This is a genomic window from Leucobacter allii (genome assembly GCF_022919155.1).
In the GTDB taxonomy this organism is placed as follows: domain Bacteria; phylum Actinomycetota; class Actinomycetes; order Actinomycetales; family Microbacteriaceae; genus Leucobacter; species Leucobacter allii.
On record NZ_CP095045.1, the window covers coordinates 2,147,837 to 2,168,904 of the forward strand.

General features: G+C 74.1%; 18 protein-coding genes. 10 read left to right on the forward strand and 8 right to left on the reverse strand.

Translation table 11 applies throughout. From position 1 onward, the window contains the following. Together MUN78_RS09915 and MUN78_RS09920 are read left to right on the forward strand one after the other, a co-directional pair. Complete coding sequence (locus MUN78_RS09915; protein ID WP_244726155.1) at positions 1-657, forward strand: GTP cyclohydrolase II; 657 nt, start codon at positions 1-3, stop codon at positions 655-657. Then, positions 654-1,145, forward strand: a complete 492-nt coding sequence (locus tag MUN78_RS09920; RefSeq protein WP_244689589.1) for a MarR family winged helix-turn-helix transcriptional regulator — start codon at positions 654-656, stop codon at positions 1,143-1,145. Before MUN78_RS09915 ends, MUN78_RS09920 begins: the two co-directional genes overlap by 4 nt. Positions 1,146-1,181: 36 nt before the next feature. Here the strand turns inward: MUN78_RS09920 and MUN78_RS09925 are convergent, their stop codons facing one another. Further along, positions 1,182-2,609: an MFS transporter gene (locus MUN78_RS09925; RefSeq protein ID WP_244726157.1), complete on the reverse strand. Its 1,428-nt coding sequence runs from the start codon at positions 2,607-2,609 to the stop codon at positions 1,182-1,184. Between the two features lie 58 nt (positions 2,610-2,667). Beyond that, complete coding sequence (locus MUN78_RS09930; RefSeq protein ID WP_244726159.1) at positions 2,668-3,555, reverse strand: arginase family protein; 888 nt, start codon at positions 3,553-3,555, stop codon at positions 2,668-2,670. Between the two features lie 131 nt (positions 3,556-3,686). Between MUN78_RS09930 and MUN78_RS09935 the strand changes: the two genes are divergently transcribed. Further along, positions 3,687-5,303 (forward strand): PucR family transcriptional regulator, encoded by a 1,617-nt coding sequence (locus MUN78_RS09935; protein WP_244689594.1) that lies wholly within the window; start codon positions 3,687-3,689, stop codon positions 5,301-5,303. A gap of 18 nt (positions 5,304-5,321) precedes the next feature. On the opposite strand, the gene MUN78_RS09940 is transcribed toward MUN78_RS09935, so the two are convergent. Beyond that, entirely contained in the window at positions 5,322-6,557 is a 1,236-nt protein-coding gene (locus MUN78_RS09940; RefSeq protein WP_244689596.1) for an acyl-CoA dehydrogenase family protein, read from the reverse strand. 170 nt (positions 6,558-6,727) lie between these two features. On the opposite strand from MUN78_RS09940, the gene MUN78_RS09945 reads away from it, so the two are divergent. Beyond that, positions 6,728-7,408, forward strand: a complete 681-nt coding sequence (locus MUN78_RS09945; RefSeq protein WP_244726161.1) for a TetR/AcrR family transcriptional regulator — start codon at positions 6,728-6,730, stop codon at positions 7,406-7,408. A 4-nt stretch (positions 7,409-7,412) separates the two neighbouring features. On the opposite strand, the gene MUN78_RS09950 is transcribed toward MUN78_RS09945, so the two are convergent. The 3 genes from MUN78_RS09950 to MUN78_RS09960 all read right to left on the reverse strand — a co-directional run bounded on the left by MUN78_RS09950 (position 7,413) and on the right by MUN78_RS09960 (position 12,249). Then, positions 7,413-8,072, reverse strand: coding sequence for an MBL fold metallo-hydrolase (locus tag MUN78_RS09950; protein ID WP_244726162.1), 660 nt, complete (start codon positions 8,070-8,072; stop codon positions 7,413-7,415). Then, complete coding sequence (locus MUN78_RS09955; protein ID WP_244726164.1) at positions 8,072-9,157, reverse strand: S-(hydroxymethyl)mycothiol dehydrogenase; 1,086 nt, start codon at positions 9,155-9,157, stop codon at positions 8,072-8,074. The genes MUN78_RS09950 and MUN78_RS09955 overlap by 1 nt, the downstream gene beginning before the upstream one ends. An 80-nt stretch (positions 9,158-9,237) precedes the next feature. Next, entirely contained in the window at positions 9,238-12,249 is a 3,012-nt protein-coding gene (locus MUN78_RS09960; protein WP_244726166.1) for a cytochrome P450, read from the reverse strand. A gap of 104 nt (positions 12,250-12,353) precedes the next feature. On the opposite strand from MUN78_RS09960, the gene MUN78_RS09965 reads away from it, so the two are divergent. Then, on the forward strand, positions 12,354-13,298 hold the full coding sequence (locus MUN78_RS09965; protein ID WP_244726168.1) for a LysR substrate-binding domain-containing protein: 945 nt from the start codon (positions 12,354-12,356) through the stop codon (positions 13,296-13,298). After that, positions 13,295-13,744 (forward strand): HtaA domain-containing protein, encoded by a 450-nt coding sequence (locus tag MUN78_RS09970; protein WP_244726170.1) that lies wholly within the window; start codon positions 13,295-13,297, stop codon positions 13,742-13,744. The genes MUN78_RS09965 and MUN78_RS09970 overlap by 4 nt, the downstream gene beginning before the upstream one ends. 66 nt (positions 13,745-13,810) lie before the next feature. Here the strand turns inward: MUN78_RS09970 and MUN78_RS09975 are convergent, their stop codons facing one another. Then, positions 13,811-14,464, reverse strand: a complete 654-nt coding sequence (locus tag MUN78_RS09975; RefSeq protein WP_244689619.1) for a helix-turn-helix domain-containing protein — start codon at positions 14,462-14,464, stop codon at positions 13,811-13,813. Between the two features lie 225 nt (positions 14,465-14,689). Between MUN78_RS09975 and MUN78_RS09980 the strand changes: the two genes are divergently transcribed. After that, on the forward strand, positions 14,690-17,008 hold the full coding sequence (locus MUN78_RS09980) for an ATP-binding protein (RefSeq protein ID WP_244726171.1): 2,319 nt from the start codon (positions 14,690-14,692) through the stop codon (positions 17,006-17,008). On the opposite strand, the gene MUN78_RS09985 is transcribed toward MUN78_RS09980, so the two are convergent. Next, complete coding sequence (locus MUN78_RS09985; protein WP_244726173.1) at positions 16,969-17,628, reverse strand: fasciclin domain-containing protein; 660 nt, start codon at positions 17,626-17,628, stop codon at positions 16,969-16,971. The two genes, MUN78_RS09980 and MUN78_RS09985, sit on opposite strands and share 40 nt — an antisense overlap. Before the next feature lie 220 nt (positions 17,629-17,848). Here MUN78_RS09985 and MUN78_RS09990 point away from each other — a divergent pair, with 220 nt between their 5' ends. Genes MUN78_RS09990 through MUN78_RS10000 form a run of 3 tightly spaced genes read left to right on the forward strand, consistent with a single transcriptional unit; the run spans position 17,849 to position 21,044 of the window. Continuing rightward, entirely contained in the window at positions 17,849-19,570 is a 1,722-nt protein-coding gene (locus tag MUN78_RS09990; RefSeq protein ID WP_244726175.1) for a cytochrome c biogenesis protein DipZ, read from the forward strand. A 53-nt stretch (positions 19,571-19,623) separates the two neighbouring features. Then, positions 19,624-20,220, forward strand: coding sequence for a sigma-70 family RNA polymerase sigma factor (locus MUN78_RS09995; RefSeq protein ID WP_244726177.1), 597 nt, complete (start codon positions 19,624-19,626; stop codon positions 20,218-20,220). After that, positions 20,217-21,044, forward strand: coding sequence for an anti-sigma factor (locus tag MUN78_RS10000; protein WP_244726179.1), 828 nt, complete (start codon positions 20,217-20,219; stop codon positions 21,042-21,044). The genes MUN78_RS09995 and MUN78_RS10000 overlap by 4 nt, the downstream gene beginning before the upstream one ends. Positions 21,045-21,068 lie beyond the last annotated feature (24 nt).

The window sequence follows — 21,068 nt, forward strand, 5'->3', positions numbered from 1 at the left end:
ATGGTTGAATCTTCACACACCACGCCGCGACGCGCGGACGCCGCGGTCCGGACGCGGGTGCGCATCCCGCTCCGCTTCCCCGACGACTACGCCGCTCCCGCCGACGTCTACACCTTCACGGGGCTCGTCGACGACCGGGAGCACCTGCTCCTCGCCCTCGGCGACTGGGAGTCGGCGCTCGCCGGGCCGGATGCGCCGCTCGTGCGGCTGCACAGCGAGTGCCTCACCGGGGATGTCTTCGGTTCGGAGCGCTGCGACTGCGGGCCGCAGCTGCGCGAGTCCGTCGAGCGCATCGCCGGGAACGGGGGCTTCCTGCTCTACCTGCGCCAGGAGGGGCGGGGCATCGGCCTCTACGCCAAGCTCGACGCCTATGCGCTGCAGGACGCCGGGCTCGACACCTACGAGGCGAACCGCGCGCTCGGCAGGGGCGACGACGAGCGGGACTACGCCGCGGCCGCGCAGATGCTCCGCGCGCTCGGCGCGGAGCGGATCCGCCTGCTGAGCAACAACCCCGACAAGGCCGAGCAGCTCGAGCGCCTCGGCATCGAGGTCGCGGAGCGCGTGCCGACCTCCGTGCACCTCTCGGACTTCAATCGGAGGTACCTGGAGTCCAAGCGGGATCGCACGGCGCACACGATCGACCTCACTGCGGCGTGAACGCGACCGGAGCGGGCGCGCAGGATCGGGGCGGCGAGCGCCGCCTCGACCCGTCCGAGATGGCGGCGTGGACGCCGTTGATCCGGGTGGCCCAGCTCCTGCCCCAGGCGCTCGATCGCACGCTCCGCGAGCGGACGGGGCTCAACCACGCCCGGTACGCGATTCTCGTGATGCTCGCCCGCCCCGCGGCGGAGCAGCCGTCGATGACGGAGCTGGCCCGCATCGCCGGGCTCAGCCGATCGCGTCTCAGCCACGCGATCGATGCGCTGGAGGCGCGCGGCTGGGTGGAGCGCTCCTCCTGCGGAGCCGACCGCCGCGCGCGCTCCGCGCGCCTCACCGCGGCGGGGCGGGACGCGCTCCGCGCCGCGGCCCCAGCCCACGTGGCGCAGATCCGGGAGCTCGTGCTCGGCCCCCTCGACGCGACAGAGCGGGAGCAGCTCGCCGCGCTGCTCGGCAAGCTGCTCCCGGGGATCGAGGCGTCGCTCTGAGCGCCGGGGCGCGCCGCGCGCGGCCCGGACGCGCGCTCAGTCCTCGGCGACCGCCCGGAGGCGCTCCGTCGTGATCCGGTGCGCCTCCTCCTCCGTCTCCACATTGGGCTCCGAGCCGATGAGCGGCCTGCCCGCGCTCTCCCGCACGAAGCAGACGGCGATGACGCCGATGACGGACATGCCCATGAGGTAGTAGGCGGCCGCGAGCTGGTCGCCGGTCGCGCGGATGAGCGCGTCGATGACGAGCGGCGCGGTGCCGCCGAACAGCGCGATCGAGACGTTGTAGGAGACGCCCAGGCTCGTGTTGCGCGAGCGCGTCGTGAACATCGCCGGATAGGTCGAGGCCAGGGTGCCCATGTAGAGCGCCACGGGGAGCCCGACGAGCGCGAGCCCGATGACGATCCCCGCGGGCTCCGCGCCGCCGATGAGGTGGAAGGCGGGAATGCTGAGCAGGATCACCCAGATGGCCGCGGCGAAGAGCACCGGCTTGCGGCCCACCCGGTCGGAGAGCATGCCGACGAAGGGCATGGCGCACGCCATCAGCAGCATGAGCGGCAGGGAGAACAGGTTGCCCTGCACGGCGTCGTGCGCGAGCACGGTCGAGAGGTAGGTCGGCATGTACGAGGTGAAGGCGTAGCCCGCGGAGTTCGCCGCGGCGACGAGCAGGATCACGATGAGCATGGGGCGCCAGTTCTCGGCGAAGACCCGCAGCGGATTGACCCGCAGCGATGCGGGCCGCACGCCGTCCGCATCGGCGCGCTCCGCCAGCAGCGCGTCGAACTGCGGCGACTCCTCGACGCGCATGCGGAGATACACCGCCACGCAGCCGAGCGGTCCGGCGATGAGGAACGGCACCCGCCACAGCCCGTCGACCATCGCCTGCTGGCCGAAGGCGATCTGCAGCGCGGTCACGATCGCCGCGCCCAGCACGAAGCCGAGGTAGCTGCCGGCGTCGAGGAACGCGGCGTAGAAGCCGCGCTTGCGGTCGGGGGCGGCCTCGTTGATGTAGGTCACCGCGCCGGTGAACTCGCCGCCGGCGGAGAAGCCCTGGACGATCTTCAGGAGCACGAGGAGCACCGCGGCCGTCGCGCCGATCGCCGCGTGGCCGGGCAGCAGGCCGATGAGGAACGTCGCCACCGCGACGGTCGTGAGCGTGATGAAGAGCACCCGCTTCCGCCCGATCTTGTCGCCGAGCCATCCGAAGAACAGGCCGCCGAGCGGACGGAAGAGGTACGTGCTCGCGAAGGTGCCGAGCATGAAGATCACCTGCGTCGCCGCGGCCGCATCCGGCAGGAAGACCGGCCCGAGGGTGACGACGAGGTAGCCGAACACGCCGACGTCGTACCACTCCATCACGTTGCCCACGAAGGTGCCGCGCACGGCGCGGCCCAGTTCGCGGCGGCGCACGACGTGCACCGTACCCGTGTCGAGCGGGGGCCGATCCCCCGTGTGCTGCTGCGTCATCGTCTCACTCCCTTGTTCGTCAATCGGCTGGCGCGCCGCGGCGGTGCGGCGCGGTTCGTCACCGCTCCGCGCGATCCTGCCCGAAGACCGCGAAGTAGTAGCAGAGATAGGCCGCGAGGGTCGCGGTCATGTCCTGGTGGTCCGTCATCGGATTGACCTCGGTCACGGAGAAGGAGTCGCAGTGCGGGGCCAGCGCCATGATCGCCTCGATGGCTTCGCGCGAGGTGAGCCCTCCCGGCTCGAGCGCTCCCGCACCCGGCGCGTGCGCGGGATCGATGGCGTCGATGTCGAAGCTCAGGTGGACGTGTTCGGCGCCGGCGACGCGCGCCAGGATCCGTTCGACGGCCGCCTCCGTGCCGATCCGCGAGTACTCCGCCGCGGTGATCCGCGCGAGCCCGGCGTCCTCGAGATAGGCGCGGGAGGAGGGGAAGTTGAAGTGGCGGAGACCGACCTGGATGCTGTGCGCCGCGCTCGCGCGCGGCAGTTCGAGCGCGCGGCGCATGCCGCTGGACTGGCTGTGCGTGCCCTGCTGCGCATTGCGGTCCATGACGTCGAGGTGGGCGTCGAAGTGGATGACGGCGACGCTGCCCGCGGTCGCGTCGTGCAGGCCCTTCGAGCCCGCATAGAGGAAGCAGTCGTCGCCGCCGAGCAGGATGGGCACGTTCCCCTCCCGCACGCTCCGGCTCACCCGCGCGCTCGTCGCGTCGAGGGTCGCCATGAGATCGTGCGCCACGACCTCCGCGTCGCCGCCGTCGCCCAGCCGCGGTGCGGCGTGGAGGGCGCCGGTCTCGAGCGAGAACACCTCGCCGCGCTCGACGCGCTGGGTGATCCACCCCAGCTGCTGCCGGATGCGGGCGGGCGCGAAGCGGGACCCCGGATAGCCGAGCGTGGAGGCGCCGTCGAAGGGCGCTCCGATGAGTTCGAACTGACGTGCGGTGCCGGACATGCGCGCTCCTCGATCGTGTGGCGGGACGGCTTCCAGCTTGGTTCGGCTGCCGATGCGACGCAATCACGGATAATGTGAACCTGATACGAAGGATTCACGGAAATCGACACCGCTGGAGAGAGGAGCCCGAGATGACGGTGCCCGGCCGCGCCATTCATCCGAGTCTGGCTGACCTCGTGAACGCGCCCGAGCTCGGCCTCGACTGCGTCTCGGGCCACGGGGAGCTGCACCGTCCCGTGACCTGGGTGCACGTCGCGGAGGTCAACGACCCGAGCCCGTGGCTCAGCCGCGGCGTGCTCCTGTTGACCACGGGGCTCGTGGAGCGCGACGCGGCCGAGCTCGAGGCGTTCTTCGCCGGCCTGGCCGCGCACGGCGTCGCGGCCGTCGGCTTCGGCGTCGGGCTCATCGTCGACGAGATCCCCGAGAGCTGGATCCTCGCGGCCGGACGGCACCGCATGCCCCTGCTGCGTATCCCGCTCCGGACGCCCTACATCGCGATCTCGGCGTTCGTCTCGCAGCGCATCGGCGATGCCCAGATGAACCAGGTGCGGCGCATGCTCGACGTGCAGCAGCGACTCGCCTACGCCGAGGCGGGCCGCGAGCCCGGGGTCGAGGCGCTGGAGACCCTCGGCGCCGAGCTCGACGCCGCGGTGCTGTGGACGGGCGCCGACGGGACGCCGGTGCGCACCGCCGCCGGAGGCGTACTGACCTCCGACGAGCTGCGCACGCTCGCGGGCGAGCTCGCCCGCCATGCCGCGTCGGGCAGACGCGGCACCAGCTTCTCCGCCGGCACGCTCTACGCCCACCTCGCGAGCACCGCGGGCGCCCCCATCGCCGTCGTGCGCCGCCGCAGGTACACCCCGCTCGAGCAGAGCATCATCGGCTCGATCGCCGTCTTCATCGACCTCGTGCGCGAGGGCGAGGCGCCTCGGGATCCCGCGACGTCCTTCCGCGAGCGCGTGCTCGGGGAGGCGGTGTCGGGGCGGCTCGCGGCCGATGCGCGGCTGTGGGAGCTGCTCATGCTGCAGGCGGAGCGCTGCGCGGTCGTCCGCCTCGGCCCCTCGCCCGACCCCGCGGTGCCGAGCCGCAGGGAACCGGCGGCGGGCCTCCTCCTGCGCGCGCACCTCGCGAGCGCACTCTCCGCAGTCGGCGCATCCGTCGCGCCGCTCCTGTGCAGCACGGGCTCCGGCTTCCTCCTCGCGCTCCCCGACGCCGACGCCGCGTCGGCCCGGGACGCCGTCGCCGCCTTCCTGGAGACGGAGACGGGCAACCTCCGCACCTGGCGCGCGGGGGTGAGCCGCACCGGTGCGCCCGCCGAGCTCCTCGAGCTCTGCGCGGAGGCCGAGCGCGCCCGGCGCGCCACACGACACCGGCCGGGGGCGCTCGTGCTCGCGCACGCCGAGCTCTCGCGGCGCGAGCTCCTGGGCGACTGGCTGCCGCCCGCACTGGAATCCCCGGTCGTCGCGCAGTGGCGGCGGCGCCTCGCCGCGACGGACCCGGAGACGGCCGCCCGCGTCCGGGAGGCGCTCCGCGCGTTCCTCGGTGCGAACGGCGCGATCGAGCGGGCGGCGGCCGAACTCGGCGTGCACCGCCAGACCCTGCACGCGCGCCTCCGCACGGCCGAGCGGGTGCTCGGGCTCGAGCTCGATGCGCCGACGGAGCGCGCGCTGCTCTGGCTCGCCCTCGATGCCGGGGAGCTCGGGCCCGCGCCCGTTCGCGACGACGCCCGCGATGGGCCGGTCGGCTGATCCGGCCAGCGGCCACGCTCAGGCGAAGGCGGACATGCCGGTGATGTCGCGGCCGATGATGAGCGCCTGCACGGTCTCGGTGCCCTCGTAGGTGTGCAGCGCCTCGATGTCGGCGAAGTGCCGCGCCACACGGTTCTCGAGCAGGATCCCGTTCCCGCCGAGCAGGTCTCGCGCGTTCCGCGCGAGGTCTCGCGCCGTCCGCGTCGCCGTGTACTTGCCGAGGGAGGCGCCGGGCCCGGTGAGCTCGCCGCGCTCCTCCGCGCGGGTGAGCTGCATGAGCAGCGTCTGCAGCGAGGTCAGCTGGCTCAGCATCTCGGCGAGCCTCGCCTGCACGATCTGCGAGGCCGCGAGCGGGCGACCGAACTGGATCCGCTGGCCCGCGTAGTGCACGGCGGTCTCGTAGACGGCCGTGGCCTGGCCGAGGGCGCCCCACGCGACGCCGAGGCGGGTCGCCTGCAGCACCCGGGACGTGTCGGCGAAGCTGTTCGCGCCCGGCATCCGCGCGCTCGCCGGGACCCTGACCCCGTCGAGCTCGATGCGGGCCTGCCAGATCGCGCGCAGCGAGACCTTCCCCTCGATCGTCGTGGCGCGGTACCCGGGGGCGTCCTGCGGCACCAGGAACCCCTGCACCCGGCCGTCGTCCCCCCTGGCCCACACGACCGACACCTGGCCGACGCCGCCCGAGCCGATCCACTTCTTGTGGCCGTCGATGACGTAGTCTCCGCCGTCCGCCCGCGCCCGCGTCTCGAGGCTCACCGAGTCGGAGCCGTGGGTCGGCTCGGTCAGGGCGAACGCGCCGAGCTCCGTGCCTCGGGCGAGCGGTTCGAGCCAGCGCTCGCGCTGCGCCTCCGAGCCGCAGAGCGCGATCGAGCGCAGGGCGAGCCCGCCCTGCACGCCCACGATGGTCGCGATGGAGCCGTCGCCCCGGGAGAGCTCCATCGTGGCGAGACTCGCGGCGAGCAGGCTCTGCTCGGGGAAGCCGGGGACGTCGATGCCGTCGCGCAGCAGATCGAGCTCGCCGAGGCGCCTCGCGAGGTCGAGGGGGTACTCCGCGCGATCCCAGATGCCCGCGATGACGGGGCGCACCTCCTCCTGCACGAAGGCGCGGGCGCGATCCCGGTACGCCGCGTCCTCGGCGGAGAGCCCGCGGAACACGCCGGCGACGTCGGGATCGAGCGGATCCCACAGCGCGTACTCCGGTTCGGCGGTGCCCTGGGGCACCGGCGGCTGCTTCGACGGCTTCGACTCCGACATGCGTTCCTCTCCGCGCCGCGCGAGCGCCGGCGACGCCTCAAGCATCCCTGAGACGCGGTCTCAGGTCAAGCACGAATACCTCACGGAATCGCCGGGAACCCTGGCACTGAGCGGCACCATCGGATTGAAACCGAGTTCCAATGCGCCGCGTCGTGTGCTACGGTCACCCTATGGCGACCCTCTCCGCATCGAACGGCGCCGCGCTCGAGAGCTCGGCCGCGGCGATCCGCATGCTCGCGGCGCGCGGCTACGAGGCGACGACGGCGGAGGACCTCGCCGACGCCGTCGGCATGAGCCGCAGCACGTTCTTCCGGCGCTTCGGCAGCAAGGACGAGGTCATCTTCTCGGACCACGATCACGCGCTCGCCCGGCTCGAGTCCTTCCTCGCGGACACCGCTCTGCCGGTCCCCGAGGCGCTCGCGGCGGGCACGGCGGATGTGCTGCGGCTGCTGATCCGGGATCCCGAGGCCGCGCGGCTGCGCCTCGAGCTCATGCGGCGCACGCCCGCGCTCCGGGACCGGGAGCTCATCATCACCCACCGCTACGAACGCGTCTTCGTGCGCTACCTCAGGGAGCGCGTGACCGCGCCCGGCTGGGTCGTCTCCGCGCTCGCGGCGGGAATCGTCGCGGTGCACAACCGCACGCTGCGCGATTGGCTGCGCGGCGAGCTCGTCGACGCACCCGAGGCCTTCGCGCGCGACGCGCGACGGCTCTGCGGACTCTTCCGGGAGTGGCTCGCGCCCGGCGATGAGCCGGGCGACCGCCGGGTCCTCGTCGCCGTCTACGACGCCGCCGGCGCCCCCGAGACCGTGCTCGACGCGGTCTCCGCGCAGCTCGGCCCCGGGCGCTGACCGCTCAGTGCCCGCGGGCGATCCACTCGGGGAGCTGCGGCGCCTCGGCGGCGATCGTCGTGGCGTCCCCGTGCCCCGTGCACACGACGGTCTCCCCCGGGAGCGTCAGCAGTTCGTCCCGGATCGACGCGATGATCGTCGGGAAGTCGCTGTAGGAGCGGCCCGTCGCGCCGGGGCCGCCCTGGAAGAGCGTGTCCCCCGTGAACACGGCGCCCAGCGTCGGCGCCACGAAGCAGGTGGAGCCGGGCGAGTGCCCCGGCGTGAACCGGGCGTGCAGGAGCTCGCCCGCCACCGCGAAGGTGTCGCCGTTCACGATCTCCCGATCGGGCGCATCGTCGTGGACGGCGTCCCAGAGCATCCGGTCGGCCGGGTTCAGCAGGATCGGGGCGCCGAGGAGCGCCGCCGTCTCGCGCGCCGCGCGGATGTGGTCGTCGTGCCCGTGGGTGAGCAGGATCGCGAGCACCCGGCGATCGCCCACCGCCTCGGCGATCGCGGCGGCGTCGTGCGCGGGATCGATGACGATCGCCTCGGCGTCGTCGCCCACGATCCAGACGTTGTTGTCCACCTCCCAGGTGCCGCCGTCGAGCGAGAACGTGCCGCTCGTGACGAGGCGCTCGATGCGCGCGCCCGTCGCCTCCGAGCTGCGGACGACCTCGGCCCCCATCAGAGCTCCACCACGGAGCGCAGCACGGTGCCGTCGTGCATCCGGTCGAACGCGGCCTCGACGTCGCCGAGCCCGATGCGCTCGGTCACGAAGCCGTCGAGGTCGAGCCGGCCGAGCTTGTACTGGTCGATGAGCATCGCGAAGTCGCGGCTCGGCAGGCAGTCGCCGTACCAGGAGGACTTCAGGGCTCCGCCGCGCCCGAAGACGTCGAGGAGCGGCAGCTCGAGCACCATCTCGGGCGTCGGCACGCCGACGAGCACGACACGACCGGCGAGATCGCGCGCGTAGAAGGCCTGGCGGTACGTCTCGGGCCGGCCGACGGCGTCGATCACCACATCGGCGCCGAAGCCGCTGGTGAGGGCCTGGATGGCGGCGACCGGATCCTCGGTCTTCGAGTTGACGGTGTGCGTGGCGCCGAAGCGCTTCGCCTGCTCGAGCTTCGCATCGTCGATGTCCACGGCGACGATCGTCGTGGCCCCCGCGAGCTGGGCGCCGGCGATCGCGGCCGTCCCGACGCCGCCGCAGCCGATGACCGCCACGGACTCGCCCCGCTGCACGCCGCCGGTGTTGATCGCGGCGCCGATGCCCGCCATCACCCCGCAGCCGAGCAGGCCGACCGCGGCCGCGTCCGACTCCTCGTCGATCTTCGTGCACTGCCCGGCCGCGACGAGGGTCTTCTCGATGAACGCGCCGATGCCGAGGGCGGGCGAGAGCTCGGTGCCGTCCTCGAGGGTCATCTTCTGCGAGGCGTTGTGCGTCGCGAAGCAGTACTGGGGCTGCCCCTTGCTGCAGGCGCGGCACTGCCCGCAGACCGCGCGCCAGTTGAGGATCACGCGGTCGCCGACGGCGACCTCCGTGACGCCCTCGCCGACGGCGGCGACCCGCCCCGTCGCCTCGTGGCCGAGGAGGAACGGGAAGTCGTCGCTGATGCCGCCGAGCTTGTAGTGCAGGTCCGTGTGGCAGACCCCGCTCGTGAGGATGTCGACGACGGCTTCCCCCGGACCCGGATCGGGGACGATGATCGTCGCGATCTCGGCCTGCGCGTTCTTCTCGCGGACGATGACGCCCTGGACTCGATACGCCATGCGCATTCCTTTCGTTGTGGATCTTTGGGCCGCGGCGGGCCGCACGGGGCGGGCGGCGGCGCCGGCCCGACGGCTCCAGGCTATCGAAGCCCGGCGGCGACCGGAGCCGCGTCCGCGAGTTCCGCGAGCACGCCCTCCAGCCAGTCGACGGCTGCCTCCGCGGCGTCCGTGCCGCCGCCCGCGTCGTGGCGGCCGTACTCGCCGATGCGCTGAGCGCCGCAGGCCGTGAGCGCCTCGTCGAGCAGCTCGCTGCCGCGCGAGTAGGTCTTGGCGTAGCTGCGGTCCCCGAGGCCGAAGACGGCGTAGCGCAGGCCGGCGAGTCCGCCGCGCGCGGCGCGGAGCTCGGCGTGGAAGCCGCGTGCCGCGGTGGGGAGCTCGCCGTCGCCGTAGCTCGAGCAGAGCACGAGGTGGAGCCGCTGCGGGTCGAGCTCCTCGGGGGCGGCGTCGGCGACGTCGAGCAGCCGCACGTCTCCCCCGTCGAGGTGCCGGCGCAGCTCCTCCGCCGCGAGCTCGGCGCCGCCGGATTCGGTGGCGAAGAGGATCGTGATCGCCCCCTCGTGCCGGGCACCGGCCGCGCGCCCCGGCGCGGGCGGCGGGACGAGGGACGCGTCGCGGGCCGCGGCGAGCTGCGCGTCGCGGCTGGCGAGCTTGGCGCGCACGCGGCCGGGCGCCGCTCCGAGGCGCTCCCTGAGATCGATGCGGCGCCATCCGGCGAAGTCGACGGCGTGCACCGGCGGAACGATGCCCGCGGCCGACGGGGCGTCGCCGTCGCGAGCCGCGAGATCGTCTCGGATCATGCGGGCGAGCTGCCGCGCGTCCTCGCGCTGCTCCGGGATCGTGCCGCGCGGGCCGCGGCGCAGCCAGCCGGCGGTGTAGAGCCCGGGCTCGACGCGCCCGTCGGGGTGGGCGCCCGCGGACGTCGGCATCGCGGTGCTGCCGGACGCCTCCGCGCCCTCGTCGACGAAGCCGACCGCGGTGACGACCGCGGTGACGGCGAGCTCCCGGTCGGCCCCGGCCTGCGCGATCCGGATCGCGCGCACGCCGCGCTCCCCCGAGATCTCGACGGGGCGCGCCCCGAACCACCACTCGATGACCGGAGTCCCCGGCTCGCCGTCCGAGCCGCGCTCCCCCGGGTCCGCTGCCGTGAGCTCGCGCACGGCGTCGAGGCGGGCGTCCTTCCCCTCGGGCACGGCGTCGAGGTCGACGCCGTGCACGACGTGGCGCACGCCGGGGAGACCCGCGAGCTCGCGCACCATCACGGGGTCGAACTTCGCGAGCTCGGGAGCGCTGCGGCCGATGAGGTGCACCGTGCGCACGGCGCCGGCGAGGTCGGCGTGGACGGCATCGTCGAGGTCGCTCCCGGTGAAGTCCCGGCGCGTGAGCAGGCGCGCGACGTCCATCGCGACGTTGCCGTGGCCGACGATGGCGACGCGCGCGCCGAGGGCGGGCGGCGCCGGCGCGTCGGGATGTCCGTTCAGGGTGCGGGTGATCGCGCCCGCGCCGTGCACGCCGGCGAGGTCGCCGCCGGGGATCCGGAGCGGCGCATCGCCGCGGACGCCCGTCGCGAGCACGACCGCGTCGCTCGCCGCCCGCAGCTCGTCGAGGCTGACGTCCACGCCGAGCCGCGTGTTCCCGATGAATCGCACGCCGGGCTCCGCGTAGAGCCGGTCGAACTGCCGGGAGACGGACTTCGTGCCCTGGTGGTCGGCGGCGACGCCGTAGCGCACGAGACCGTAGGGCACGGGCTGCGCCTCGACGACGTCGATCCGCGCGTCGGGGATCGCCTTGCGCACGGCCTGAGCCGTGAAGCTCCCCGACGGGCCGGAGCCGACGATGGTGATCCGCGGGGCGGTCGCCGTCGCGCGCGCGCTCGGATTCCCGTCCGCGGCCGGTCGCGCGCGCTCCCAGGTCACGGGCAGCCGCGTCATGCCGCGGAAGACCCAGCCGGCGATGACGGCCGGATCGGTCTCGCTGAGCGCGAGCCCCTCGAAGCGGGAGAAGAGCCGGGGCAGGCCGACCGCGGCGACCTCGGCCTTCGCGACCCAGGCGCCGAGGCAGACGTGCGTGCCCTTGCCGAAGGCGAGGTGCGGGCGCACCTCGCGGTGGATGTCGAAGCGCTCGGGAGCCGCCCAGACCGTCTCGTCGCGATTGGCGGAGAGCACGCAGATGCCGAGCTTCGCCCCGGCGGGGAGCGCGACGCCGGCGAGCTCGGTGTCCCGGGTGACCTGCCTGGAGTAGAGGCCGATCGGGGCGACCCAGCGGATCGCCTCCTCGAAGACGGCCGGCCACAGCTCCGCGTCCGCCGCGACGGCGGCGCGCTGCTCCGGGTGCTGCAGGAGCGCCCAGGCGGCGACGCCGAGGGCGTCGCGGGGCTCGTTCAGACCGCCGCCGATGGTCATCTTCAGGTTCGCTCGGATGCGCTCGAGCGGCATCGTCCGCTCGGGGGCGCGCAGCAGCTGGGCGATGAGCGTCGGGTTGTCGTCGAGATGCGCGGCGTGCCAGGCGAGCATCTCGTCGAGCGCGGCGTCCACCTCATCGAATGAGGCCTTGCCGAGCGCCCACACCTCGGGATCGTCGGCGTAGTTGCCCGTCGCGTCGATCATGGTCTGCGACCAGCGCTGCAGATCCGACTGATCGGCGTTGTGGAATCCGATGAGCTCGCGGAGGTTCTCCGCGGCGTACGGGGCGGCGAAGTCCCAGATGAGGTCGGCTCCCGGGCCGCGCTCCGCGAGCGCCTCGAGGGCGCGGGCGGCGTTCCGTTCGAAGACCCGCGTCCAGGTGCGCTTCACCTCGCCCGGCCGCAGCGCCGGCTGCCACGCCTTCCGCTCGATGTAGTGCTCGGGATCGTCGCGGCGCAGCATCGAGTGCCCCATCGCGCGGATCTGGAGCGAGCCCTCCTCGTTCGCCGAGAAGGTCTCCTGGTCGAGCTCCGTCTCGTGCACGGCCGCGTAGGACGTGATGAGGGTCCGACCGACGGCGGGCACCCAGTGCACGCCGCCCTCGGCTCGCAGCCGTTCGTAGATGGGGAAGGGATCGCGGACGAGGTCGGGGATCGTCACCCAGTCGGCGACGGGGGCGGGCTGCGCGGTCATGTCGGGTCCTCATCGTTGAGCTGCGGGCGTTGCCTCGATTATGATCGCGGAGAAAGCCGGGGAAAAGCGGGGAATACCGCTCTACTACAAAGGAAAAACCGATTTTGAGTACCGTCCGACCGCCCGACTTCACGCTGCGGCAGCTCGCGTACCTTGTGGCGGCCGCCGAAGCGGGGAGCATCGCCGCCGCCGCGGAGCGCCTGCACGTCTCCCCCTCGGCCCTCTCGGAGGCGCTCACCGAACTCGAGCGCGCGCTCGGCGCGCCGCTCACCGTGCGCCGTCGCGCGCACGGGCTCACGCTCACCGGCAGCGGCACGGCGGTGCTCGCGCGGGCCCGCCGCCTGCTCGACGGCGCCGCCGAGCTCGCGGCGGGGATCCGCGGGCCCGACGGGGAGCTGGCGGGACCGGTGACGATCGCCTGCTACCCCACGCTCGCGCCGGTGATCCTCCCCGCGCTGCTCGACGGCTTCGGCCGCGCGCACCCCAGGGTGCAGCTCGACATCCTCGAGGTCACGCACGATCAACTGCGCGGACGGATCGAGTCGGGCGAGGTCGACGTCGCCTTCGTCTACGACACGCTCGTGCCGGGTGCGCCGCGGCGCGAGCGGCTCTACGCGCTGCCCGCGCACGTCATCCTGCCGGCCGGCCACCGCCTCGCCGGGGCGGAGTCCGTGCGGCTGGCGGACCTCGCCTCCGACGACCTCATCCTGCTCGACGCCCCGCCGTCGAGCGAGCACACGCTCTCGCTGTTCGCGCGTCTCGGCGTGACGCCGCGGATCCGGCACCGCACGGCCAGCTACGAAGCCGTGCGGACCCTCGTGGGACGCGGGCTCGGCTACGGCGTGCTCGTGCAGCGCGTGGCGAACGACCGCAGCTACGAGGGGTATCCGATCGTCGCGAAGGAGATCGAGCCGCCGGTCGAGCCCGTCGGCATTGACGTCATCTGGGCCGCGGGCGCACCCCCGTCCGCGCGCGTCCAACGGCTCGTCGCCTTCGCCCGATCGATCGACTGGCACGGCGCGGCGCCGGCCGCAGGAGGAGCACCATGACCAGTCTGCACTGGGGCGTGAAGGCGTCCTTCCTCGGATACCTCGGCGCGATGCCGGACGGCGAGGTCACCCCGCTCGCGCCCGCGGAGCTGCTGGACGGCCGGACGCTGCGGTTCCCCGAGATCGGCACGGGCGGCGCCGCCGGCGCCGGCTCCCGCCGCTTCGCGGGCGGGGTGCGCTTCACCGGCCACGGCGGCGTGCTCGACCTCGTCATCGCCGAGCCGGCACTCGAGTCGGGCGACGGCCCGGACGGCTGGATCGTGACGATCGCCGATCCCTACGCGCCCGGCGCGCGGCTCGCGCTCGCGACGGTCGGACCGATCGACGAGCGCGCGGGGCGGACCGTGGGCGGCGGCGTCGCGCTCACGGAGGCGGGAGCGGATCTCTTCTTCGGCCCCTACGTCGCGGGGACGCCGCTCGACGACATCGCCGTCGTCGACGACTGAGCGCGCGGCGCCGGTCCGCCGACCGACGTCCGCGTACGCTCCCGGGCCGCTCAGATCCCGGGCCGCTCAGATCCCGGGCAGCCGCATCTCCGGCATGTGCAGCGCGATGTAGCCGTCCTCGGAGGCGACGCGGCTGAGATCGAAGCGGGTGCGCATCGGTCTCCCCGCCGCCGCGTACTTCGCTCGCAGCCGCTGCAGGTACTTCTTCGCGGTGTCGCGCTTCACGCCGATGGCGGCAGCCACCGCGTCGAGCGACAGTCCCGAGGCGTAGAGCACGAGGGTCCGCTCCTCCTGGTCGCTGAGCTTCGGACGCCGCGGGTCGTGCGCGATGACGGTCGCGAGCTCCTGGGACATCCAGCTCTGCCCGCCGAGCACGCTGCGGATCGCGGCGAGGATGTCCTCCTCCCGATCGCGCTTGCCGAGCACGCCGTGCACACCCGCGCGCACCATGCGGCGCACGAGCGGCGGCGAGGCCATGGCGGAGAGCACGATGATGCGGAGCCCCGCCTCGACCAGCCGCTCGACGAGTTCGGGATCCGCGTCCTTCCCCCGGTCGACCATGAGGTCGAGGAGCAGCAGATGCGGGCGCTCCCCCTCGGCGGACTCGCGCAGCCAGTCCATGAACCCCGCGAGGTCCTCCCCGCTGTAGACGGTGGTCAGGTCGCCCTCCGCGGCCACGAGCAGCTCCGCGTGCCGGCGCTGCAGCAGGTGATCCTCCACGATCGCGATCCTCGCACGCACTGCCCCGCATCCCCTCTGGTTCCCGAGCCGGGTCGCTCGCTCCCCGCGCGGCCGCGGCCGGCGGCCGCTCGACATTCCTGCCACAGGATACCCCGTGCGCGGCCCGACGGCTCCCGACCGGAGCCGCCGGGCGGGCGGTGACCCCTCCTCGAGGGTCACCCGACGACGGCCGGGGGCGCGGGAGCGTGCGAGGATACTCGTACCATGATCGCCGCGCGAGCTCACCGATGGACGCCGTCCGCGCCAGGAACGGCGGGATGGACGACGCGGAGCTTCGACGAGCTCATCCCCGCCGCGCAGATCGCGTGCATCTCCCTGGCGCAGCCGATCTTCGCGGTCGCGGCGCTCGGCTCCCAGCTGCGGGTGCCCGGAGCCTTCCTCGTCACGGCGCACCTGGCGGTCGCACTGCTCGGGGCGGTCGTGCTGCTCCGCCGCGCGCACCCGCTCGCCTTCCTCCTCCCCTGCTTCGCGATCCTCGTGCTCGACGCGCTCGCCGCGGTCGAACACGACGGCGCGCTGACGCTGCTGCTCACGGCCGTCGGCCCGCTGATCGTCATCCTGCCGATCATGTTCTGGGCGGGCGCGGTCCCCGTCCTGAGCAGCGCATGCGTCGCGGTCGCGCTGTCCCTCGCACTCTCCCGGGCGCATCCGGACTGGCCCGCCTCCGTCGCCGTCTCCTTCGCCGCCGCCGCGCTCGTCTTCGGCATCGGGGCGGCGGCGCTCATCGGCGGGATCCGGCGGCTCGTCGCCGCGACCGCGCGCAGCGAACAGGATGCGGCGCGCGAACGTCAGCAGGCCGAGCGCACCCGTCTCGCAGTGGCGGCCGATGTCGAGTACCGGCGGGTGCTCCACGACACCGTGGTGAACACGCTCGGCTCGCTCGCCAGGGACGACGCCGCGCTCCTCGATCCCGGCGTCGTCCGCGGGCGGTGCGCGCGGGACCTGCGGCGGATCGCGGGGTTCCACGAGGAGATCACGGGCGACGCCGGCGAGGCCGGCCCGCTCGACGGCGTCGACGCGGGCGGCGCGATGCCCGTGCGGCGTCTGGGCATGACGGACGAGGAGCTGCGGCGCATCTGCGCGCTCGCCCCCCGCACGGTCGTCCGGGCGCTCCGGGGCTGCGTCGAGGAGGCCGTCCGCAACGCGGCGGATCACTCCGGGGCGACCGCCGTCACCCTCGAGGCCCGGGCCTCGCGCAGCGAGCTCGCGATCCTCGTCTCCGATGATGGACGCGGCTTCGACGGCGCGATCCCTCCCGGCCGCGGCCTCGCGGAGTCGGTCTTCGCCCGTGCGCGGGAGCACGGGATCGATGCCGAGCTCGATACGGCGCCCGGGTCAGGGACCCGGATCGCGCTGCGCACCGAGCTCACGCGGCGCCCCGCGGACACGGCCGCCGACGCCTCCGAGGAGGGCGCCTTCCGCGCGTTCCTGCTCCGTCTGAGCTGGATCTGGGCCCTCGTGATCACCGGCGCCGTCCTGCTCGGGGAGCTGCTCGTGGGCTCGGGCGACCCGGCGGCGCCGATCGTCCTCGCGCTCGGCGTGGCGGCGATCTGCGGCGGCGCCTGGTTCGCCTGCCGCGGGGGCCGGCCGCTCCCCCGCGGCATCGCGCTCCTGGCCCTCGCCGGGATCCCCGCGGTCGCCTGGGCGACGCTCGCGGGGAGCATCGGGGCCGGATCCGGCCCCTCCGCGATCCACGCGTACCTCGTCACCCCGCTCCTCGTCCTGCTGCTCCTCGTGCCGACTTCACGGGCCCCATCGATCGCCGCGGCCGCGCTGCTGGTCGCCGCCGTCGCCGCGGCGGCCGTCCGCACGGCGGTCGCCGCGCCGAGCGCCCTCCCCGCGCTCGGCGTCGCCGTGGCGCCGCTCGCCATCCTCGTCGTCGCCTGGTACCTCTTCCACGCCGCGATGCTCGGCTTCGACGCCCGGGCCGCGCGCGCCCGCGCACGCGCACGCGCCGGGCAGCGCGAGGCGGCGGCGGCGGAGTCCGCCGCCGCCGCCAGGGACCGCTGGAACCGGGTCGGCCTGGGGGCCTCGCTCGAGCTGATCGCCGCGCTCGCGGACGGCTCCGCCACCGTCGCGGATCCCGCGGTCCGCGCCCGATGCGCGGCCGAGGAGCACCAGCTCCGCCAGCTCGCGAGCCTGCTGGCGGACGCCGGGCCCATGAACTGGTGGCTCGCGCTGGCGCTCGCCCAGGCGCGTTCCCGGGGCCTGCGACTGGTGCTGCGCACGGAGAGCGCCCGGATCGCCGACCCCCGCGAGGCGGAGGCGCTCGGGCGGCTCGTGCTCGACTGCGTGGCCGCCGCGCGGGCCGGCACGGAACTCGTGGTGAACCTCTTCGCCGACGCCGGCGTCACGCGGCTGATCGTCGTCGGGGACGGTCCGACGCCCCCGGAGGCGATCCGGCACGGCTCCGAGGCCGCCCTCCGGGTCGCGCACCGGGAGCTGGGCGAGCAGTCCCTCCTCGAGGCGACGTGGCGATCGGACTACGCGGCCGGGGGCATCAGCACGCCGTCGAGCAGGTAGACGGTGGCGTTCGCGGTCTGCACGCCGCCGCAGATGACCTGCGCGTCGCCGACCATCAGCTCGTCGCCCGAACCGCTGACGGTCACCTCCTGACCCTCCACCGTCTCGTGCGTGCCGACGATGTCCGCCGGCTCGATCTGGCCGGGCACGACGTGGTACGTGAGGATCGAGGTGAGCAGATCCGAGTCCGTCTTGAGGGTCTCGATCGTCGCCGCGTCGATCTTCGCGAAGGCGTCGTCGACCGGGGCGAAGACCGTGAACTCGTCACCGTTCAGCGTGTCGACGAGGTCGACGTCCGGATTGAGCTGCCCGCTCACCGCGGAGACGAGCGTCGTGAGCATCGGGTTGTTCGAGGCCGCGACCGCGACCGGATCCTGCGACATGCCCTGGATCGATCCGGCGCCGTCCGGCACCTCCTCCGCGTAGGCGGCGCAGCCCGGGCCGACGAGATTCGCCGCGGGGTCCATCGCGTCCGTCGCGCCGCCCGAGCGCTCCTCGCTCGGCTCGGCCTGCTCCTCCGCGGCCGTGTCCGCTCCCGACTCCATGGAACAGCCGGTCATCGTCGCGCCGATCAGCAGCAGCGCGAACGCGGAGCCGAGTGCCTGCTTCTTCGTGAACATGGGTTCCTCCTCGAATGATGCACCGCGAATCCCGCGGCTTGTGAGGGTGTTCGGAGCCCTCGGCGGATCGGATGGGAAATTCCTCGATCGGGCTCGCACCGCGTCGCGCCGGCCCGACGGCCCCGTCCCATCCGACCGCCCCGTCGCGCCGGACGGGCCGGGCCCGCCCCATCCGATCCGCCGTCGGCTCCGAATACCGAAACGACAGGAAAGGCGTCTCATGGACATCGTGCTCATCGGTCTGCTCGGCGGACTCATCACCGGCATCTCGCCGTGCATCCTCCCCGTACTGCCGGTCATCTTCCTCACCGCGGGGGCGCGCCCCGCGGCGCCGGGCAGAACGCCCGAGGTGATCCCGGCGAAGCGCTCCCGCCCCTACTGGATCATCGCCGGGCTCGTGCTCAGCTTCTCGGCCGTCACGCTGCTCGGTTCGCTGCTGCTCGGACTGCTCGCGATCCCGCAGAGCGCGATCCGCTGGGCCGGGGTCGTCGTGCTCCTCGCGATCGGCATCGGCATGCTCGTACCCGGCTTCGAGCGGCTGCTCGAGAAGCCGTTCCAGCGGTTGCCGCGCCGCCGGGTGGCCGACGGCGGCAGCGGCTTCGGCATGGGGCTCGCCCTCGGCACCGTCTTCGTGCCGTGCGCGGGACCGGTGCTCGCAGCCATCATCGTCGCCGGGGCCACCGGGACCATCGGACTCGAGACGGTCCTCCTCACCGTCTCCTTCGCCCTCGGCGTCGCGATCCCGCTGCTCGTCTTCGCCCTCGCCGGGAGCGGCGTCGCCCGGCGCATCCGAGGGTTCCGCGCCCGAGAGCGCGCGCTCCGGATCGCCGCGGGCATCGCGCTCATCGCGCTCGCCGCCGGGCTCGCCCTCGACGTGCCGCAGCGCCTGCAGCGCCTCCTCCCCGACTACACCGCGGGGCTGCAGCGCGGTCTCGCGGAGAGCGAATCCGGGGAGCGCGCGCTCGGACTCGGCGGACTCGTGACCGAGGAGAACCGCAGGCTCGACGCGTGCGAGAACGGTGCCGCCGAGCTCGCGGACTGCGGCCCCGCCCCCCGGATCCGCGGCATCGCCGGCTGGCTCAACACCCCGGGCGGCGCGGCGCTCGATCTCGAGGAGCTCCGGGGGCGGGTCGTGCTCATCGATTTCTGGGCCTACTCCTGCATCAACTGCCAGCGCTCCATCCCCCACGTGGTGGCGTGGGATCGCGCCTATCGCGATGCGGGTCTGCAGGTCATCGGCGTGCACTCGCCGGAGTACGCCTTCGAGAAGGAGCCGGCGAACGTCGCGGCGGGGGCGCGCGAATTCGGCATCACCTACCCCGTCGCGCTCGACAACGACCTGGCGACCTGGACCCACTACCGCAACCGCTACTGGCCGGCGCACTATCTCATCGACGCCGAGGGCGCGGTGCGCCACATCTCCTTCGGCGAGGGCAACTACGCGACCACCGAGCGACTCCTCCGCGAGCTGCTGCGGGAGGCCGACCCCGGGGTGCGGCTGCCCGAGGAGACGGACACGAGGGACGAGACCCCGGAGCTGGGGAGCACCACGCCCGAGACCTTCCTCGGTTCCGCGAAGGATCGCAACTTCGCCGGCCCCGGGGCCTACCGAGCCGGCCCCGGCGCCTTCTCCTTCCCCGAGGAGCAGCCGGACGACACCTTCGCCCTCGACGGCGACTGGACCGTCGAGACCCAGTACGCCGCCCCGAGCGGCGACGCCGGCGGAGCCGTGCGCCTCGAGTACCGCGCCAGGGAAGTGCGCGCCGTGCTCGCCGGGAGCGGCTCGGTGGAGGTGGAGGTGGCCGGATCGGCGCCCCGCAGCATGCAGGTCGACGGCACGCCGCGCTCCTACCGCCTGCTCGCGGAGAACGCAGCGGGCACCGGCGCGCTCACGCTCCGGGTGCCGCGGGGCGTGGAGCTCTACTCCTTCACCTTCGGATGACCCGGGCACGACTCGCGGCGGATCATGACGGGCGGAACGGAGGTGCATGGGGCATGCTGGACGAGATGGTCATCGATGGGGTCGAGGTGCCCGAGGACGCGGGCGCGGACCCGGCGGACACGGCGCTCCAGCGCGCCGCCGCGGGCGAGCAGCACGCCTTCGCGGAGCTGTACGACATGATGTCGCCGCGCGTCTTCGGGCTCATCCTCCGCGTCGTGGTCGACCGCTCGCAGAGCGAGGAGGTGCTCCAGGAGGTCTTCCTGGAGGCATGGCAGTCGGCCCGCGCCTTCGACCGTGCGCGGGGCAGCGCGCGCAGCTGGCTGCTGACCATCGCCCATCGGCGCGCGGTGGATCGCGTGCGCTCCGCCCGCGCCATGACCCGACGCGATCTCACCGCCGGCGCGCGGGAGATCGCGGACCCCGGGAGCGGCGTCGACGACGAGGTCGCGCTCCTCGTCGACGGCGCGCGCGCCAGGGAAGCCCTCGGCCGGCTGCCGGAGCCCCAGCGGCGCGCCATCGTGCTCGCCTATTTCGGCGGCTACAGTCAGAGCGAGATCGCCGCGCTCGTCGGGGCGCCGCTCGGCACCGTCAAGACGCGCATCAGGGACGGCCTGAGCCGGATCAGGGAAGCATGGGAGGCGACGCGATGAATGAGGAGCACTTCCGGGAGCTCTCGGCCGCGCGCGCCCTGCACGCGCTCTCCCCCGAGGACGAGCAGGCCTTCTCCCGCGCCCTCGCGGCGCATCCGGAGTGGCGCTCGACGGTCGACGAGGATCAGGAGGCTGCGGCCGCGCTCGGCGCGATGACGCCGCCCGTCCCGCCGCCCCCCGACGCGCGCGATGCACTCCTCGCGGCGATCGCCGGCGCACCCCAGGCACCGGCCCCGAGCGGCGGGGCGGCGGACGCCTCCGATGCCGCGCCGTCGGCCGCGACCTCGGGCGCCGCGCCGTCCGCAGCCGCCGATGCGGACGCCCCCGCTGCGGCGCGGACCGGCGGCGAGCGCGGATCCCGCCCGCCCCGCCGCCGCGCCGCCTGGTTCGCGCTGGCCGCGTCGGTCGCGGTGCTCATCGCCGTCTCGCTCGCCATCCCGTGGGGGCGGCTGCTCGCGCCGTCCGACCCCGTCTCGCTCGCCCTGCAGGAGATCGACGAGGCGCCGGACGCGCGCAGCGCGACCGCGCCGCTGCCGGGCGGCGGATCCGCGACCCTGCGCTGGTCCGCGGAGACCGCGCAGGCGGTCTTCGTCGCCGAGGGCATGGAGACCGCCCCGGAGGGCCGCGACTACGAGGCCTGGGTGGTCCGCGGCGAGACGCCGGTCTCCCTCGGCGTGATGGACGTGGACGACGCCGGCCGGTCCGAGATCCTCGCGACCGGATTCGCCCCGGGCGACGCCGTCGCGGTCACGGTCGAGACGCGCGGGGGCTCGCCGAGCGGCGCGCCGAGCGGCGACCCGATCGTCGCGATCCCCGCGGCCTGACGCGCGCGGCTTCGCCTTCCGCCG

Coding starts and splice junctions, on each gene's coding strand:
- MUN78_RS09980 (WP_244726171.1), top strand. CDS start 14,690: ATGATCGCCGCGCGAGCTCACCGATGGACGCCGTCCGCGCCAGGAACG.
- MUN78_RS09935 (WP_244689594.1), top strand. CDS start 3,687: ATGACGGTGCCCGGCCGCGCCATTCATCCGAGTCTGGCTGACCTCGTG.
- MUN78_RS09985 (WP_244726173.1), bottom strand. CDS start 17,628: ATGTTCACGAAGAAGCAGGCACTCGGCTCCGCGTTCGCGCTGCTGCTG.
- MUN78_RS09930 (WP_244726159.1), bottom strand. CDS start 3,555: ATGTCCGGCACCGCACGTCAGTTCGAACTCATCGGAGCGCCCTTCGAC.
- MUN78_RS09945 (WP_244726161.1), top strand. CDS start 6,728: ATGGCGACCCTCTCCGCATCGAACGGCGCCGCGCTCGAGAGCTCGGCC.
- MUN78_RS09970 (WP_244726170.1), top strand. CDS start 13,295: ATGACCAGTCTGCACTGGGGCGTGAAGGCGTCCTTCCTCGGATACCTC.
- MUN78_RS09955 (WP_244726164.1), bottom strand. CDS start 9,157: ATGGCGTATCGAGTCCAGGGCGTCATCGTCCGCGAGAAGAACGCGCAG.
- MUN78_RS09960 (WP_244726166.1), bottom strand. CDS start 12,249: ATGACCGCGCAGCCCGCCCCCGTCGCCGACTGGGTGACGATCCCCGAC.
- MUN78_RS09940 (WP_244689596.1), bottom strand. CDS start 6,557: ATGTCGGAGTCGAAGCCGTCGAAGCAGCCGCCGGTGCCCCAGGGCACC.
- MUN78_RS09915 (WP_244726155.1), top strand. CDS start 1: ATGGTTGAATCTTCACACACCACGCCGCGACGCGCGGACGCCGCGGTC.
- MUN78_RS09925 (WP_244726157.1), bottom strand. CDS start 2,609: ATGACGCAGCAGCACACGGGGGATCGGCCCCCGCTCGACACGGGTACG.
- MUN78_RS09995 (WP_244726177.1), top strand. CDS start 19,624: ATGCTGGACGAGATGGTCATCGATGGGGTCGAGGTGCCCGAGGACGCG.
- MUN78_RS09950 (WP_244726162.1), bottom strand. CDS start 8,072: ATGGGGGCCGAGGTCGTCCGCAGCTCGGAGGCGACGGGCGCGCGCATC.
- MUN78_RS10000 (WP_244726179.1), top strand. CDS start 20,217: ATGAATGAGGAGCACTTCCGGGAGCTCTCGGCCGCGCGCGCCCTGCAC.
- MUN78_RS09990 (WP_244726175.1), top strand. CDS start 17,849: ATGGACATCGTGCTCATCGGTCTGCTCGGCGGACTCATCACCGGCATC.